12 protein-coding genes are annotated in these 15254 nt (G+C 63.9%); 2 read left to right on the top strand and 10 right to left on the bottom strand.

The features are described from left to right. Window positions 1-5: 5 nt before the first annotated feature. Genes ACO07C_RS15830 through ACO07C_RS15840 form a run of 3 tightly spaced genes read right to left on the bottom strand, consistent with a single transcriptional unit; the run spans window position 6 to window position 3841 of the window. Entirely contained in the window at window positions 6-1655 is a 1650-nt protein-coding gene (locus tag ACO07C_RS15830) for an ABC transporter substrate-binding protein (RefSeq protein ID WP_421915093.1), read from the bottom strand. A gap of 42 nt (window positions 1656-1697) precedes the next feature. Beyond that, window positions 1698-2471 (bottom strand): DUF427 domain-containing protein, encoded by a 774-nt coding sequence (locus ACO07C_RS15835; protein ID WP_421915094.1) that lies wholly within the window; start codon window positions 2469-2471, stop codon window positions 1698-1700. 11 nt (window positions 2472-2482) lie between these two features. Beyond that, window positions 2483-3841: an LLM class flavin-dependent oxidoreductase gene (locus ACO07C_RS15840; protein WP_421915095.1), complete on the bottom strand. Its 1359-nt coding sequence runs from the start codon at window positions 3839-3841 to the stop codon at window positions 2483-2485. Between the two features lie 192 nt (window positions 3842-4033). On the opposite strand from ACO07C_RS15840, the gene ACO07C_RS15845 reads away from it, so the two are divergent. Next, the gene (locus ACO07C_RS15845) at window positions 4034-5860 is read left to right on the top strand and encodes a dipeptide ABC transporter ATP-binding protein (RefSeq protein WP_421915096.1); all 1827 of its coding nucleotides are present in this window, start codon (window positions 4034-4036) and stop codon (window positions 5858-5860) included. Window positions 5861-5896: 36 nt separating this feature from the next. Here ACO07C_RS15845 and fghA read toward each other — a convergent pair whose 3' ends face one another. The 4 genes from fghA to hglS form a co-directional block, all read right to left on the bottom strand. Further along, window positions 5897-6733, bottom strand: coding sequence for an S-formylglutathione hydrolase (gene fghA / locus ACO07C_RS15850; RefSeq protein ID WP_421915097.1), 837 nt, complete (start codon window positions 6731-6733; stop codon window positions 5897-5899). A gap of 195 nt (window positions 6734-6928) precedes the next feature. Beyond that, a complete protein-coding gene (locus ACO07C_RS15855; RefSeq protein WP_421915098.1) occupies window positions 6929-8443 on the bottom strand; it encodes an aldehyde dehydrogenase family protein in 1515 nt (504 codons plus the stop codon). Further along, entirely contained in the window at window positions 8440-9885 is a 1446-nt protein-coding gene (locus tag ACO07C_RS15860) for an FAD-binding oxidoreductase (protein ID WP_421915099.1), read from the bottom strand. The genes ACO07C_RS15855 and ACO07C_RS15860 overlap by 4 nt, the downstream gene beginning before the upstream one ends. Before the next feature lie 2 nt (window positions 9886-9887). Beyond that, window positions 9888-11288 carry a 2-oxoadipate dioxygenase/decarboxylase HglS gene (hglS, locus tag ACO07C_RS15865; RefSeq protein WP_421915100.1) on the bottom strand — a complete coding sequence of 467 codons (1401 nt, stop codon included), beginning with the start codon at window positions 11286-11288 and terminating at the stop codon, window positions 9888-9890. A gap of 98 nt (window positions 11289-11386) precedes the next feature. On the opposite strand from hglS, the gene ACO07C_RS15870 reads away from it, so the two are divergent. Then, window positions 11387-12304 (top strand): LysR family transcriptional regulator, encoded by a 918-nt coding sequence (locus ACO07C_RS15870; protein ID WP_421915101.1) that lies wholly within the window; start codon window positions 11387-11389, stop codon window positions 12302-12304. Between the two features lie 83 nt (window positions 12305-12387). Here ACO07C_RS15870 and ACO07C_RS15875 read toward each other — a convergent pair whose 3' ends face one another. From ACO07C_RS15875 to ACO07C_RS15885, 3 genes are all read right to left on the bottom strand, one after another. Continuing rightward, complete coding sequence (locus ACO07C_RS15875) at window positions 12388-13425, bottom strand: extracellular solute-binding protein (protein WP_421915102.1); 1038 nt, start codon at window positions 13423-13425, stop codon at window positions 12388-12390. 81 nt (window positions 13426-13506) lie between these two features. Further along, window positions 13507-14328 (bottom strand): ABC transporter permease, encoded by an 822-nt coding sequence (locus ACO07C_RS15880; protein ID WP_421915103.1) that lies wholly within the window; start codon window positions 14326-14328, stop codon window positions 13507-13509. Then, window positions 14325-15170 (bottom strand): ABC transporter permease, encoded by an 846-nt coding sequence (locus ACO07C_RS15885; protein WP_421915104.1) that lies wholly within the window; start codon window positions 15168-15170, stop codon window positions 14325-14327. Before ACO07C_RS15885 ends, ACO07C_RS15880 begins: the two co-directional genes overlap by 4 nt. Window positions 15171-15254 lie beyond the last annotated feature (84 nt).

Genomic DNA, 15254 nt, shown 5'->3' on the forward strand with positions numbered 1-15254 from the left:
TCCACTCACACGAACGATACCCTGTCGAGCAGCAGGTGCGAAATGGCGGTGAAGCGCACGCCCTCGACCTTGGACGAGACGATGCGGCTGTATTGCGAGAAGTAGCTGATGATCAGCGGCGTCTCGTCGAGCAGCAGATTCTGAATCTTGCCGGCCGCGAGGCGTTGTGCCTGCAGGTCGCGCGCCTTGCCATAGTCACTGAGCAGCGCATCATAGGCCGGGTCGTTGAAATGCGCCGCGTTCCAGGCTCCTGAACTCTTCAACGTTGCATTGAGGAAGATATCGGGCGTGCCGCGATGCCCGAAGTCGGTGATGCCGAGATTGGAATCCAGCCAGGGCGAACTACCGAACGTCGCCGAGCCGTAATAGGCATCCTGCGGCAGCACGTTGAGCTTGATGTCGATGCCGGCCTTCTTGGCGAAGTTCTGGATCAGCACCGCGTAATCGGGAATGTCATACGCGCGCTCCGTGGTCAGCGTCACCGGGAAGCCGTTGGGAACACCCGCCTCGCCAAGCAGGCGCTTGGCTTCCGCGATGTCCTGCTTGCGCTGCGGCACCGACGGATCGGCGGATGGGAAGATCGGCGCGAACGGCGTGTCATTGCCGACGACGGCCCGGCCCTTCAGCAGACCCTTGACCACCGCCTCGCGGTCGATGGTGAGTGCCAACGCACGGCGAATGCGCTTGTCGGTGAACGGCGCCTGGTCGGTTCGCAGATGCACCTGGTCATGCGAGCTCGCCTGCACGCTGAGCAGCTTGAAATTGGGGTTGCCGTCGATCGACAATTCCAGGCGCGGCGTGCTGGGGATAACGTCGAGCTGGCCGGCCTGCAACGCCAGCACCTGCGCCTGCTCGTCATCGAAGAACTTGATCTCGACCCGGTCGGGCAGCGCCTTGTCACCCCAGTAATCCGTGTTGCGCACGAAGCTGGCGCCCTGTTTGGGACGGAAGGAGTCGAGCTTGAACGGGCCGGTGCCGTTGAAGTTCTTCTCGAAATCGCCGGCATAGTCGGCCGGAAGGATGACGGCATTGTAGACATCGGAGGAGACATAGAAGGGAAAGTTGCTGTTTGGACCATCGAGATCGAAGGCGACGGTTTCGTCGTCGACGACCTTGGCGCCGCCCTTGGACAGAATGCCCTTGTAGGCTGACAGCGCCGACGAGCCGCTGGCCGGGTCGACAAGCCGCTCGAAACTCGCCGCCACATCCCTTGCGGTAACAGTGCGGCCGTCGTGGAATTTCACGCCGGGCCTGAGCTTGAAGGTCCAGCGCTTGGCCGTCTCGTCGGCTTCCCAGGACAGAGCGAGCTTCGGCTGCAGCCCATCCTTGGGGTCGTCGAGGATGAGATATTCGCCGACCTGGCTGATCACGCCGATGCTGGCCGGGTCGGTGACGGAGACGGGATCGATCGCCTTGGTTGGCTGGCCGAGCCCGACGCGGACCGTGCCGCCAGTGGTCGCCGCGCGTGCGCCCGATGTGAAGAGCCCCCGCGAGGCGGCAAAGCCGGTGAGGCCGAGAAGCGTTGCGTATTTCAGGAGATCGCGGCGCTTCAGGAAGCCCTGCGCGTATTCGTCGACCGCGACATTCCAGATGTCGCGAGACTGGCTGCGCCCGGATTGATTGCGCAGGAAATCGGTGTCGGAACGTTTCGTCATTGTCTGTCTCTCATGAATTGGAAAAGGGGAAAAAGGCCGCTGTCAGGCCGGCTGGCCATCGAGATGGATGCGATCGACTGCCTGCGGATAGAAGGCGATCAGGCCCTTGATCTTGGCCACTTCGTCGATCGGGTCGCGGTAGCTCCAGGCGATGTCGGGGCGAACCGAACCGTCTTTCAGAAGACCCGACCAGTAGGAGGCGATGCCCTTGTAGGGACATCGCGTCGTCGAGTTCGACGCCGTCAGCCGCTCAAGCCTGATATCTTCCGCAGGCAGGTAGAAGCGCGTTGGCAAATGGGTTTCGAAGAGCAGCACCGGGCGGTGGCTGTCGGCTATGATGTCACCCTCGAACCAGACCTGCACGTGGCTGGAACTTTGCAGCACATCGATGCGCGCATAGGGATCGCGGGCGTGGACGAAGACCTCTTCCTCCTCCTCGAACCACTGGTCGACCGACTTCCAGGTAAAGGCGATGCGGCCGGCGAGCGGCGAAAGGTTTTCATCCGGCGGCGAGACGAATGACCACGCCGCGTTGGCGGCTCTGATGTCGCCGGTGTCGATGTCCCAATAAGCGGTATGTCCACCGACCGGGTGTGGCTCGCGATGCGTCGAGGGCTTCATCACCGAGGCATCGACGGAGGAAGGCGGGAAAAAATAGACCGGCAGGAAGTGGTTGGAGCGCAGCACCAGCACATTGCGGCTGTCGGCTATGGTGCGACCGCCAAATTTGACGCGCACGCGCTTGGGGCTGTGCAGGACGTTGACGAGGCGCGGAGCGGTGGCTTCGCGTGGCTGGAGATTTGGCGCGGCGGTCATGACTTTCCTCCTCAGGACACGGCGCGCGCATTGGCGCGCTGCTCGGCAAAACGATTGGCGGGGCGGGCGAGGCCGAAGCGGTCGCGCAAGGTGCCAGGCCCGTACTCGGTCGGGAATACGCCGCGCCGCTGCAGCTCCGGCACCACTTGCTCGGCAAAGTTCACCCAGTCCTCGGGCAGCAGCGGGAACATCAGGTTGAAGCCGTCGGCCGCGCCCGAGACGAACCAGTCTTCCAACTGGTCGGCGATCTGCACGGGCGTGCCGGCAACGGTCGGGACCGAGCCGCTGTTGGCCAGCTTGCGGGCGATTTCGCGCAGGCTAAGGTTCTGCTTCGACCATTGCCTGACCCGGTTGAGCGATGTGCGCCCGCCATTGAAGGTGCTCTCGTCAGGCAGAGGCGGCAGCGGTCCGTCCGGCGGGTAGACGGAGAGATCCAGACCGCTCCAGCTCGACAGAAGATCGATGCCGACCTGGTCGGGAAGCAAGGTCTGCAGGTATTCCTGGCGTTCGCGGCCCTCGGCTTCGGAGGCAGCGACGATCGGCAGGATGCCGGGCAGGATCTTGAAGCTTTCCGGTCGGCGACCGTGACGAGCCAGCCGATCGTTGATGTCCTGCCGATACTTGATGCCGTCTTCCCTGGTGCTGAAGATGGCGAAATGCACATCGGCCTGGGCGGTCGCGAAATTCTTGCCATCCTCGGACGATCCGGCCTGGACGATCAGCGGATGACCCTGCGGCGGGCGCGAGACATTGAGCGGCCCGCGCACCTTGAAGTGCTTGCCCTTGTGGTCGATCGGATGGACCTTGTCGGGATCTGCGAAATAGCCGGTCGCCTTGTCGATGAGGAGCGCCTCGTCCTCCCAGCTGTCCCATAGCGCCTTGACGATATCGAGGAATTCGCCGGCGCGCTCGTAGCGGAAGGCGTGTTCGATGTTGCCGTCGCGGCCGAAATTGCGGGCTTCCTCGTCCATCGCCGAGGTGACGACATTCCACGACGCCCTGCCCTTGCTGATATGGTCGAGCGACGCGAACATGCGCGCGACATTGTAAGGCTCGCTATAGGAACTCGACGCCGTGGTGATCAGGCCGATATGCCTGGTAACGCCGGCCAGCGCCGACAGCAGCGTCAGCGGTTCGAGGCGAGCATTGGCGTAATGCGCGACGCCGCTCTTCACCGAATCCCAGATGGCGACGTGGTCGGCGACGAAGATGGTGTCGATCCGCGCCCGCTCCGCCGCCTGCACCAGTTCACGATAGTAGTCGAAGTCGAGCACTTCCCGCCCCGGCGCGCGCGGATGGCGCCATGACATGCGATGATCGCCCTGCGGGTTGAAGAAGAACGCGCTCAGGATCATGTGGTCTCGAGCCATGCCGGCTTCCTTCCAATCGTGGCTGGAGACCTCGGGCACCGATACCGGCGGCGACCAGACAAATCTCCTCATCGGCAAAAGCTAGATTGCCTTCCATCTTAATTCGAGTAATTTTATAGAGATTGTATTGTGCGAAAGCGGAAGCGATTGCCCTGAATGGCGACGCCGGAAGAAAGTGGTTTCAAGCCAACAATGTCCTCCTCAATTCTGAACGTAGAGCAGCTCTCCGTCTCCTATCGCGGTCACGAGGGATCGCATCCGGCCGTCACGGACGTGTCGCTTCACATAAGCGAGGGCGAAGCGCTCGGGCTTGTCGGCGAGTCGGGATCGGGCAAGAGTTCCGTGGCCATGGCGATATTGCGCTATTTGCCAAAGGGCGCCCGGATCGAGGCTTCGGCGCTCACCTTTCAAGGCCGCGAGATCCGCGATCTGTCGACCGAGCAACTGCGACGGTTGCGGGGCGACCATATCGCCGCCGTCTACCAGCATCCGGGAGCGGCGCTCAACCCGAGCATGACGATAGGCCGGCAGATAACCGAGACGATCATGCGGCATCGCAAGGTTCGTCACGAAGAAGCGCATGGACGGGCCGCCGAACTGCTGGGACGTGTGAGGGTGAGCAATCCCGGCCGGGTCCTGGAGCTTTATCCTCACGAACTTTCCGGCGGCATGCAGCAGCGCGCCAACATCGCCATGGCGATTTCGCTGGATCCGTCGCTGCTGGTGCTGGACGAGCCAACGACGGCGCTCGACGCCAGCGTCCAGTCCGAGATCATCGCCATCCTCGACGATCTGCGCCGGGATCACAGGACCAGCATCCTCTTGATCAGTCATGACATCAACATGATCCGCCGCTCCTGTGACCGGGTGGCGGTCATGCAATCGGGAGCGGTGGTTGAAAGCGGCTCGGCAAACGAGGTTTTCGACCACCCGCGCCACGCCTATACGAGAGCTCTCATCGCATCCATTCCCGCGCTTAGCTTCACGAAACGAGACGGACGACTGGCGGAGGGGACCATCAAAGAGGATGGCCTGCCCTCGGACCCTCAGGCTTGCGAGCCTCGGCTTGATAGTTTGCCGGCAAATGAACGCGACGTAGCAATCACCTGCCGAGGGATCACGCATTCTTTCGGCAGCCAGGCCGTGCTGCATGGCATCGACCTGGAGATCGCCCAGGGCGAAACCTTCGGGCTGATCGGCGAGTCCGGTTCGGGCAAGTCGACGCTGGCACGAATCATCACCGGCCTGCAGACCCCGAGCACCGGATCGGTCGAGCTGTTCGGCAAACCTGTCGCTTCGCGCGTCGAAAAAAGAAACTCGGATGAACGGCGCGACGTGCAGATGGTGTTCCAATCGCCGGATCGCACGCTCAATCCTCGGCACCGGATTGGCCGCATCCTCGGCCGCCCGTTGCGGCGCCTGTCCGGCCTGCGGCGGGGCGCGGTGCGACAGCGCGTCGGTGACTTGCTGGCATCGGTTCGCCTCACGGGCACCATCGCCGAGCAGAAGCCGCGGTCGCTGTCAGGCGGCCAGCGGCAGAGGGCGGCCATCGCGCGCGCCTTTGCCGGCGCGCCGAAGGTGGTCGTGCTGGACGAGCCCACCTCGGCGCTCGATGTCTCCGTCCAGGCAACGGTCCTCAACCTGCTCAACGACCTGCAGCGGGACAAGAATACGACCTATGTGTTCATCAGCCACGATCTTCGGGTCATCCGCTACATGGCCGACAGGATCGGCGTGCTCTATCGCGGCCGGCTGGTGGAGGTCGGTTCATCCGAGCAGGTTTTTCGAGGACCGAACCATCCCTACACCAAACTGCTGCTGGCAGCGTCCTCGAATGAAGCCGCGCAGAACGTGTCGGTCCAGGCCGAGTTCCAGGCAGCCGATGTCCCGCATGGCGGATGCTCCTTCGCCGACCGATGCCCGCTGGCTGTCGCCGATTGCAGAACGGCGCAGCCGCCGATCCGACAGGCGGGTCGAGGTCACGTGATCGCGTGCTGGAGGCAGGCCGAGGATCTGTAACGAGACGCGCATCTTCAGCGCCCCGGCAGCAGGCGCCTAGGCGGAGAGCCTTTGCGCGTGCCATCTGAGATGGTCGTCCATGAAGGTCGAGATGAAGAAATACGAGTGGTCGTATCCATCCTGCATGCGCAAGGTCAGCGGTATGCCGGCCTTTGTGCAGGCCTCTTCCAGCAGCCAGGGCCGCAGCCCGTCCTTGAGGAAGCCATCGGCGGTGCCCTGGTCGACGAGGAGCTCCGGGAAGCGGCGCCCATCCTCGATGAGCGAGGTGGTGTCGTAGAGCCGCCATGAGGCTTCATCCACGCCGAGATATTTTTCGAAAGCCGGCTTCGACCAGCCCGCGGTGCTGGGCTGGACGATCGGCGCGAAGGCGGAACAGCTTTTGAACCGCTCGGGATTTTTGAACGCGATCGTCAACGCACCGTGACCGCCCATCGAGTGACCGAAGATCGCCTGGCGCGTCATGTCCGCGGGAAACTCCCGCGCGATCAGCGCCGGCAGTTCCTCGGTGACATAGGAGTACATGCGATAATTCCTGGCGTAGGGCTCTTGCGTGGCATCGACATAGAAGCCGGCGCCGCTGCCGAACTGCCAATTGTCCTTCTCGTCGGGAAGGTCGGCGCCGCGCGGACTGGTGTCGGGACAGACGATGATCAGGCCGAGTTCGGCGGCCACGCGGCGGTACTCGCCCTTGTCCATGACATTGGCATGGGTGCAAGTAAGACCGGAGAGATACCAGACGACCGGCAGCGGACCTTGTGCTGCCTGCGGCGGCACGAAGACCGAGAAGGTCATGTCGCAGGCGCAGACATCCGACGCATGGGAATAGACGCCCTGCACGCCGCCATGCGACTTCGCCTGGGAGATGGTTTTCATGCCGCTGTTTCCTCTATTGCGATCTAACCGACGGCTGCGGGCCAGCCGTGAAACAAAGACCGGCGGCGCGAAGACGGTGCCTTAGAACCATCGTTCACGCCGCCGGTCAACGTTACAGTCGAGAGGATCGTGATGGGCTGGCTGGCGCGAAGCCAACATCAACCCATCACGGCTGCGAGATCAGGCTCTGCTGTCTCACTCGATGTCGAAGGACACGCCCTGGGCGAGCGGCAGTGCCTTGGAGTAGTTCACCGTGTTGGTGGCGCGGCGCATATAGGCCTTCCAGGCATCGGAACCGGATTCACGACCGCCGCCGGTCTCCTTCTCGCCACCGAACGCGCCGCCGATCTCCGCGCCGGACGTACCGATGTTGACATTGGCGATGCCGCAGTCCGATCCGTCGACGCCGAGGAAACGCTCGGATTCCTGCAGGTCGCGCGTGAAGATCGACGAGGACAGGCCCGCCCCCACCGCATTGTGCTCGTCCAGCACCGCGTCGAAGTCGGAATACTTCATCACATAGAGGATCGGCGCGAAGGTCTCTTCCGTCACCGGCGACACCTGTTTGGGCATCTCGACCAGCGCCGGATGGACATAATAGGCATCGGGATGGCCATTCTCGACCCGCGTGCCGCCGGTCACCTTGCCGCCATGGGCGGTGGCTTCGGTGATCGCCTTCCGCATGGCGTCGTACGCCGCCTTGTCGATCAGCGGGCCGACCAGCGACGCGGTCTCCAGCGGATTGCCGACCGATACGCTCTGATAGGCCTTCTTCAGGCGCGGCACGAGCTGGTCGTAGACGCTGTCATGGACGAACAGGCGGCGCAGCGTCGTGCAGCGCTGGCCCGCCGTGCCCATGGCGCCGAAGGCAATGGCGCGCAAGGCCATGTCGAGATCGGCGGTCGGGCAGACAATGCCGGCATTGTTGCCGCCAAGTTCCAGCACCGCGCGCGCGAAGCGCCTGGCCAGGCGCGGGCCGACATCCCGGCCCATGCGCGTCGAACCGGTGGCCGACACCAGCGGCACCTTGGGATGATCGACCAGGATCTCGCCGACCGCGCGATCACCGATCAGCACCGAGACCAGGCCTTCGGGCGCGTCAGTGCCGAAACGCTTGACCGCGCGTGCAAAGATCGCCGCGCAGGCGAGCGCCGTCAGCGGCGTCTTCTCCGACGGCTTCCACACCACGGCATCGCCGCAGACCAGGGCCAGCGCCGCATTCCACGACCAGACGGCGACCGGAAAATTGAAGGCCGAGATGACGCCGACGACGCCAAGCGGATGCCAGGTTTCCATCATGCGATGGCCCGGACGTTCGGTGGCGATGGTCAGGCCATACAACTGGCGAGAGAGACCGACGGCGAAATCGCAGATGTCGATCATCTCCTGGACTTCGCCCAGTCCCTCGGACGGGATCTTGCCGACCTCGATCGACACCAGGCGGCCAAGCTCGGCCTTGTGGGCGCGCAGTTCCTCGCCCAGCAACCGCACCAGTTCGCCGCGCCTGGGGCCGGGCACCAGCCGCCAGGCCTGGAACGCCTTGTGGGCGCCATCGATCGCCTTGCTGGCATCGGCGGGCGAGATCGTCTTCAGCGCCGCGATCTGTTCGCCCGTCACCGGGCTGCGCACGATCAGGTCGCCACCCGCAAGCACGTCACCGGCAACACCCAGCTTGCCGAGAAGCCCGGCCGTTTCCTTCGCTATCGTCATGTTCTTTCTTCCTTTTCCTGAAATCCAAATCGCGCCGCGCCGATGGGGCCTGGCGATGTCTGCTGCTTGAACGCCGACGCCATGGCCTTCAGCTTGTCGCTGGTGTAGCGGTCGTAGAAAGGCTGGTTGGTCCGGCCGATCGCGTGTTCGGCACTGAAGCTGCCGCCAAACGTCTCGACGGCGACACGAATGACCCGGTCGCGCAACGCCGAAACCGTCGCCGCGGTTGGCGCCTCCGCTCCGCGCGGACCAACGAGAAGATTGAAGTGCAGGCCGCCGTCACCGACATGGCCGAAATCGCAGACCCGCACGGCGGGCCAGGACGATTCGAGCTCGGCGCGCATGTGCTCGCGAAAGCGCATGACGTCGCCGCGCCGGAAGGACAGGTCGAAGGCAACGAGATGACCGGCCGCCTTGACGCCTTCGGAAAGGGCGTGTCGCATTGCCCACATCTCGTGCGGGCGACCAACGAAAGCGTCGGTCAGCGGCTCATCCGGCCGCGACCAGATCTCGCCCAACACCGCTTCGAGCACGGCGTCGAGCGACTGCTCGCCCTCGCGTGGAGCCCAGGAGCGGGAGATTTCCACCAGGATCACATGGTCCGGTATGGCGCCACCCGGGAACGGATTGCGCAGCGACGGCACATGTTCCAGCGCGCAACCGATGGCGGCCTTCGACATGCCCTCGAAGGCTGAGAGGTAAGCGCCAAGCTGGTCTTCCATCATGCCGAGAATGCCCATGACATGATCATCGCTTTTCGGAACCAGGAAAGCGATGGCGGTCTGCCGCGGCAGGCGCTCGAGGTTGAAGACGCATTCGGTGATGACGCCGAAGGCGCCGGACGTGCCTATGAAACACTGCTTCCAGTCGACGCCGGTGTTGTTCTTGCGCAGCCCATCGCCGAGATCGAGCACCGTGCCCTGTTCGTCGGCGAGAACGACTTTGAGGCCGAGCGTATTGCGGCGCACATCGCCAAAACGCAGGAAGCGGGCGCCGCCGGTGTTGGTGGCGACCATGCCGCCGGCACAGGGATCGGCACCGAGATCGATGGGGAAGAACAGCGACTGCGGCTCAAGCCGGCTGTTGATCTCCGACAGCCTGAGCCCGGCGCCGACACGCACCGAACGATTGTCGAGATCGAGATCGAAGACGCCGCGCAGGCGGTCCAGGCTCAAGACACCCTGCAGGCCGCTCCTGTCCGGCGTCGAGCCGGAAACGAGCCCGGTGTTGCCGGATTGCGGGATGAGCGCGATTGCGTGGCGATAGCAATAGGCCAGCAACGCGGACACTTCTTCCGTCGTCGCCGGCCGCGCCACGAAGGCGGCAAGCCCATGGTCATGACGGGCGCCGGTCTGATAGCCCGCCATATCCTGCGGCCGCGTCAGCAAGCCGCCCGCGCCGAGCAGGGTCCGCAGTTCGGCGAAGTGGGCGTCGAGAACCATGGTCAGCCCAGGCTGCCGGCTGTTTCCAGCCTCGCCATGCACCGCGCGATCGACGCCTTCTCGATGCTGGCATAGTGGTCGAACTCGTTGAGCACCGTGGCGCCGAGGGCCTGCTCGAAGCGCTTCTGGTTGGGGCTGGCGACGAAATCCTGTCCGGCGCCGTCGCCAAGGTTGGACTGGAAAATGCCGGCGGCGCTGACCGGGAGGAAATCCTCGTAGACGATGGGATCGAAGCGGACGATCCCTGCCACTAGCATAGCCTCAAGATCGCCGCCCTCGGCGGGAACAAGGCGACCGTCATTATAAGCCAGGCTGTAGGCGAAATAACCGAGGCCGCGCCGCCGGATCTCGTCCCAGTCGTCCGGGAAACCCTTGAATGCATCTTCCAGCGCGGCACGATATTCGTCCGCGTTGGAGCCATCGGGAGCTGGGCGCACATGGGCCCGCGCTTCGTTGAGCAAGCTGTCGTAGAGCGAGCGGCCCTTCGGCGTCAGCGCAATGCCGCGCTGCTCGATCTCGCCGAAGCGGGCGGTGTGCGAGCCGACATGGAAGGAGCCATCGGCATCGGGAAAGGAGACGCTTTCCTCGAGCGCCTTGAAGGAGGTCTGGCGCAGCAGGATCGGGCAGTTGCGCGCCGGCGGGCCTTCGATCACCGCCTTGGGCGCGATGCCGTGGCCGGGCATCATCCCCTGCACGGCATCGATGTCGAGCGTGCGCGGCGTCAGGTGATTGATATGCGGTCCCTTGAAGGACACGACGTCGGCGACAAGCCTATGCGCATCGTGGAACCGGGCGTAGAGGCCCCGCTCGACGCTTGCCTGCTCGTGCCAGCGGAATGTGTCCAGCACTTCAGCGATGAAGCGCGTGGCATCGTCAGCATCCAGGCCGCCCTCGGCTTCCGCCTTTTCCACCAGCGCGATGACCGCATCCGAAAAGATGCGCCGCGTTGCCAGTGTCTCTCGTGCCTCCTCGCGCAGCGCTGCGTCCTCGATCAGGTCGAGCCGCAGCAGCGAGGTGAACACGCGGAAGGGGTTTTGCCGCAATGCCGCGTCGCCTACAGGACGAAAAGCGGTCGAATGGACGGGAACGCCGGCCTCGCTCAGGTCATAGTAACCGACGGGAACCATGCCCATCACGGCAAAAACCCTGCGCATCATCGCAAGCTCTGCGTCAGTGCCAAGACGGATGGCGCCATGGCGCTCCTCCGAGACGCGGTCGAGCGTGCCGGTCGCCGCAAGGCTGGCGCGCAGCGATGGGTTTTTCGCCAGCGTACGGGCATTGACCTCGGCCACCAGCGACAGCAGCGTGCCATAGGCCGGCACCTCGGCGCGGTACATGGCCGACATGGCCGCCGAGAAGGCGGCGCGGATATCGTCCGACGACATGAACTGGGCTGCGGTCATGGGCGCATCTCTCGCTATGATCATTCCACGGGGTGATCATAGCGATTTTCTTATCCACCCTATTGCGATAAATTAGACTGGGTTGATGCGAGAATGGAATGATCTCCAACAGACGACTGATCCCCGACATCGAGAAGCTGCAAGCCTTCGAATGCGCGGCGCGCCACGGCAGTTTCACGCAGGCAGCCGGCGAGCTCAGCCTGACGCAGAGCGCCGTGAGCCGCCAGATCAAGGAGTTGGAGGCGCAGCTCGGCGTGCTTCTGTTCGAGCGCGTGCGCCAGCGTGTGGTGCTGTCTGGTGCCGGGCAGCGATTCCTGCCGGAGGTGCGCAGGCTGCTGACCGACACGGAGGAGACCATGCTGCGCGCCATGACCGGGTCGCAGGCGACGTCGCTCAGCCTTGCGACCTTGCCGACCTTCGGCAGCCGCTGGCTGGTGCCGCGACTGCCGGACTTCCTCGCTGATAACCCGGGCGTGCTCGTCAACATGGCGTCACGCTCGGCGCCGTTCGACCTCGAAGAACAGGCCTTCGATGCCGCCATCCACTACGGCAAGCCCGTCTGGGCCAATGCGCGCTGCCGATACATCTGCCGGGAGATTATCCTGCCGGTGGCAAGTCCCGGCTTCCTGGCCGGCCGTTCGGTCGAGAGCCCGGCCGACCTCGCGGCTGGTCCCCTGTTGCATCTTGCAACGCGGCCAAAGGCCTGGGTCAACTGGTTCCAGTCGACCGGCATGGATGGCGGCGGCGCCTATCACGGTCACCGCTTCGACCAGTTCACCATGGTCATCGAGGCTGCCGCGGCAGGACTGGGCTTCGCGCTTCTGCCGCGCTATCTGATCGAGACGGAACTCGACGAGGGCCAGTTGCAGGTGGTTTTCGACCTGCCGATGACGACCGAGAACAGCTATTATTTCGTGATGCCCGAGGGCAAGCTCGAACATCCGCTCGCCAACCGGTTCTATGACTGGATTGCCAGCAAGGTCTCGACGCCGACCGAGCCGCCCTCGGCTGCATAGCCGGCAAATTACCACCCTCCGGCGTTCGGGTGCCGGCACCCGTGCAGTCAAGGCGCACGGGTGACGGCATCGACCAGCAATGCTTACTTGACGACCTTGTCCCAGCCTTCGGCGATGTTCTTGATCGCGCCGGAGAAGCTGGCGAGGTTGGTGGGGAAGCGAACCTTCTCATAGGCGCTTGCCGGCAAGATCTTGGCCTTCACCGCGTCGGGCAATGCGACATCGCGGGTCGGATGCGCATAGCCCTCGGCCAGCAGTTGCTGCCCCTCGTCCGAGAACAGGAAGTCGATGGCGACCTTGGCTGCATTGGGGTGCGGCGCCGCGGTGCTGATATACTGGGCAAACAGCATGCCGACGGTGCCGTCGGCCGGGATGATCACCTGAAGCGGCAGGCCGGTGGCGTCGCGCTTGGCGAAGCCATCGAAATCGTAGACCAGCGAGATCGGGCATTCGCCCTTCTGGACCGAAGCCACGTTCAGCACCACGCCGTTACGCAGATTGCCGCTATCGCGCAATTGCTTGAACCAGTCGAGGCCCGGCTGCACATTGTCCTCGCCGCCGCCATTCGCGTAGGCCGCGGCCAGCACCGACGCGGTGGCGTAGCTGGAGATGCGCGGATCGCGGCTGCAGACCATGTCCTTGTAGTCGGGCTTCAGCAGGTCGTTCCAGGTCCGCGGCGCGACCTTGACCTTGTCGGTGTTGACGAGGAAAGCAATGGCGCCCCAGTAGGACGAGGCCCAGCGGCCGTCGGCATCCTTGTACTGCGGCTTGATGCTGTCCCAGGACGCATTCTTGTAGCTGGCGGCAAGACCGTTCTCGAGCAGACGCCCGGTGAAATCATAGCCGATATCGGCGATGTCCATCACCGGCGCGTCCTTTTCCGCCACGAGATGGGTGATCTGTTCGGCCGATGTCATGTCGGTGTCGACATGCTTGAGGCCGAACTTGCTCTCGATCTCGCCGAAGATGGCGCCGAGATTGACCCAGTCATCCGACATGCCGTAGCTGACATATTGGCCCTCGGCCTTGGCTGCCGCGAGCGTGTCCTGGGCCATTGCCGGCAACGCCTGAAACGCAAAGGCGCTGGCGCCAAGAAGCACGGCTAACAGTCTCTTGTTCATTTTCGTTTCTCCAAATGCGGGTCGATCTCGATCTGCCTTCACGCCCGCTCGCGACGGCATGTCTGGGATGCAGGTTCCGCGCTAACGTCCTCGGACTGGGCTATCGGCTTGTCGCCGCTTGGCTGGCCGCCCGGCCGTCCACAGGATGGCGAGCGAAATGATCCAGGCGATCACGAAGCTCATCAGCGCCAACGCGCTGGCCTGCCGGGCATCGGAACGCGTGAATTCGACGAGATAGATCGGAAAGGTCTTCAGCCGCGTGCCGATCAGCAGATTGGCCAGGACGAACTCCGAAAACACCGCCGACAGCACCAAAAGGCTGCCATTGACGATACCGGAGGCGATGTTGGGCACGATGACCCAGGCGAGGACCTGCAGGGGATTAGCGCCAAGGCTTTGCGCGGCCTCGACAAGGAGGCGCGTGTCCACGCTCTCCAGCGTGTTGATGACGGCGCGGTACATGAACGGCAATGTGACGATCACATAGGCCGCGATCAGGATGTTGGGCGTGTTGATGAGCGGCAACGGCAGTTTCGAATAGAGCCGGATCAGGCCGAGCGCCAGCACGACCCCCGGCAGCGAAAACGGAACGATCGACAGAAATTCGAGCCACGGCTTGGCGCGCGGTAGCCTTGTGTGTGCCAGATAGGCCGCCGGCACCACGATGATCAGCGAAACCAGCACTGAAATGATGGCGACCCAGAACGAGTTCAGCAGCGTGTCGGTGAAGGCGGACCGCGATGCGACCTTGACCCACCAGTTCAGCGTCAGGCCCTCCGGCCACAGGGTTCGGTCCCAGCGCGTCGCCACGGAAAACAACGCGGTGGCAGTCACCGGAACGGTCATGAAGGCGACGAAGACGCCGATGACCGGCGCGCGCCATGTGAGGGATCCAGCGGTCATGCCGTGCGCCTCACGCGGCGCGCGAAATACTGGTAGGCGAGCAGGCAGGCGGCCATCACCAGCAAAGAGAGAATGGCGAGCGCATCCGCGAGCGCCGGATCAAGCACGACCTCTCCGCGCACCAGGGCGGCGATCTGCACGGGTATGAGGTTGACGTCGGACCCGGTCAGCGTCCACGCGGTCGCGTAGGCGCCAAAAGCATTGGCAAACAGCAGGAAGAAGCTTGCCGATATCGCCGGCGCCAGGATCGGCAGGGCGATGCGCATCCAATATTGCGATGTCGTTGCACCTAGGATTTCGGCGGCCTCCCGCCATTCCGGCCGCAGGCCGAGCAGCGCCGGCATCACCAGCAGGATGGCGAGCGGGGTCTGGAAGTAGAGGTAGGCGATGCCAAGCCCAGTGATCGAGTAGATGCGGAAATCCGGATAGAGCTGGACTCCGAGATAACCCAGCAGGAGCGTGACGAAACCGGTCGAGCCCAGCGTGATGACGAAAGCGAAGGCGAGCGGTGCGCCGCCGAAATTGGCGGCGACATTGGCGAGCGCCGTCATGGCATGGCGCATCGCCGGGCTGCGGGAGGTGACGATGGCGTAGGCCACCACCGAACCAAGGAGGGTGCCGCCCAATGCCGTTGCGACGGCCAGTTTCAGGCTGTTGGCGAAAGCCGCCAGCGTCGTTGGCGTCAGCGCACGGCCAAAATTGTCCAGCGTCGGGCCGCCCTCCCCGGTCAGGCTGGATCGCAGCAGGGCCAGGACCGGCAGGATCTCGAAAGCAATCACAAAAGCCAGGAACGGCGCCAGGCCGAGCCAGGCAAACCAATGACGATTCAGGCGGCGTGGCATCATGCAACCGCACGGGCGGTGCCGTTGCCGTCATAGCGATCATCGAAATGGCTTTGATCGGCAGCGCAATAGCCCATCCGCGAT

This window comes from Mesorhizobium sp., from assembly GCF_965229135.1.
In the GTDB taxonomy this organism is placed as follows: domain Bacteria; phylum Pseudomonadota; class Alphaproteobacteria; order Rhizobiales; family Rhizobiaceae; genus Mesorhizobium.

Coding starts and splice junctions, on each gene's coding strand:
- ACO07C_RS15830 (WP_421915093.1), bottom strand. CDS start 1,655: ATGACGAAACGTTCCGACACCGATTTCCTGCGCAATCAATCCGGGCGC.
- ACO07C_RS15835 (WP_421915094.1), bottom strand. CDS start 2,471: ATGACCGCCGCGCCAAATCTCCAGCCACGCGAAGCCACCGCTCCGCGC.
- ACO07C_RS15840 (WP_421915095.1), bottom strand. CDS start 3,841: ATGGCTCGAGACCACATGATCCTGAGCGCGTTCTTCTTCAACCCGCAG.
- ACO07C_RS15845 (WP_421915096.1), top strand. CDS start 4,034: ATGTCCTCCTCAATTCTGAACGTAGAGCAGCTCTCCGTCTCCTATCGC.
- fghA (WP_421915097.1), bottom strand. CDS start 6,733: ATGAAAACCATCTCCCAGGCGAAGTCGCATGGCGGCGTGCAGGGCGTC.
- ACO07C_RS15855 (WP_421915098.1), bottom strand. CDS start 8,443: ATGACGATAGCGAAGGAAACGGCCGGGCTTCTCGGCAAGCTGGGTGTT.
- ACO07C_RS15860 (WP_421915099.1), bottom strand. CDS start 9,885: ATGGTTCTCGACGCCCACTTCGCCGAACTGCGGACCCTGCTCGGCGCG.
- hglS (WP_421915100.1), bottom strand. CDS start 11,288: ATGACCGCAGCCCAGTTCATGTCGTCGGACGATATCCGCGCCGCCTTC.
- ACO07C_RS15870 (WP_421915101.1), top strand. CDS start 11,387: ATGATCTCCAACAGACGACTGATCCCCGACATCGAGAAGCTGCAAGCC.
- ACO07C_RS15875 (WP_421915102.1), bottom strand. CDS start 13,425: ATGAACAAGAGACTGTTAGCCGTGCTTCTTGGCGCCAGCGCCTTTGCG.
- ACO07C_RS15880 (WP_421915103.1), bottom strand. CDS start 14,328: ATGACCGCTGGATCCCTCACATGGCGCGCGCCGGTCATCGGCGTCTTC.
- ACO07C_RS15885 (WP_421915104.1), bottom strand. CDS start 15,170: ATGCCACGCCGCCTGAATCGTCATTGGTTTGCCTGGCTCGGCCTGGCG.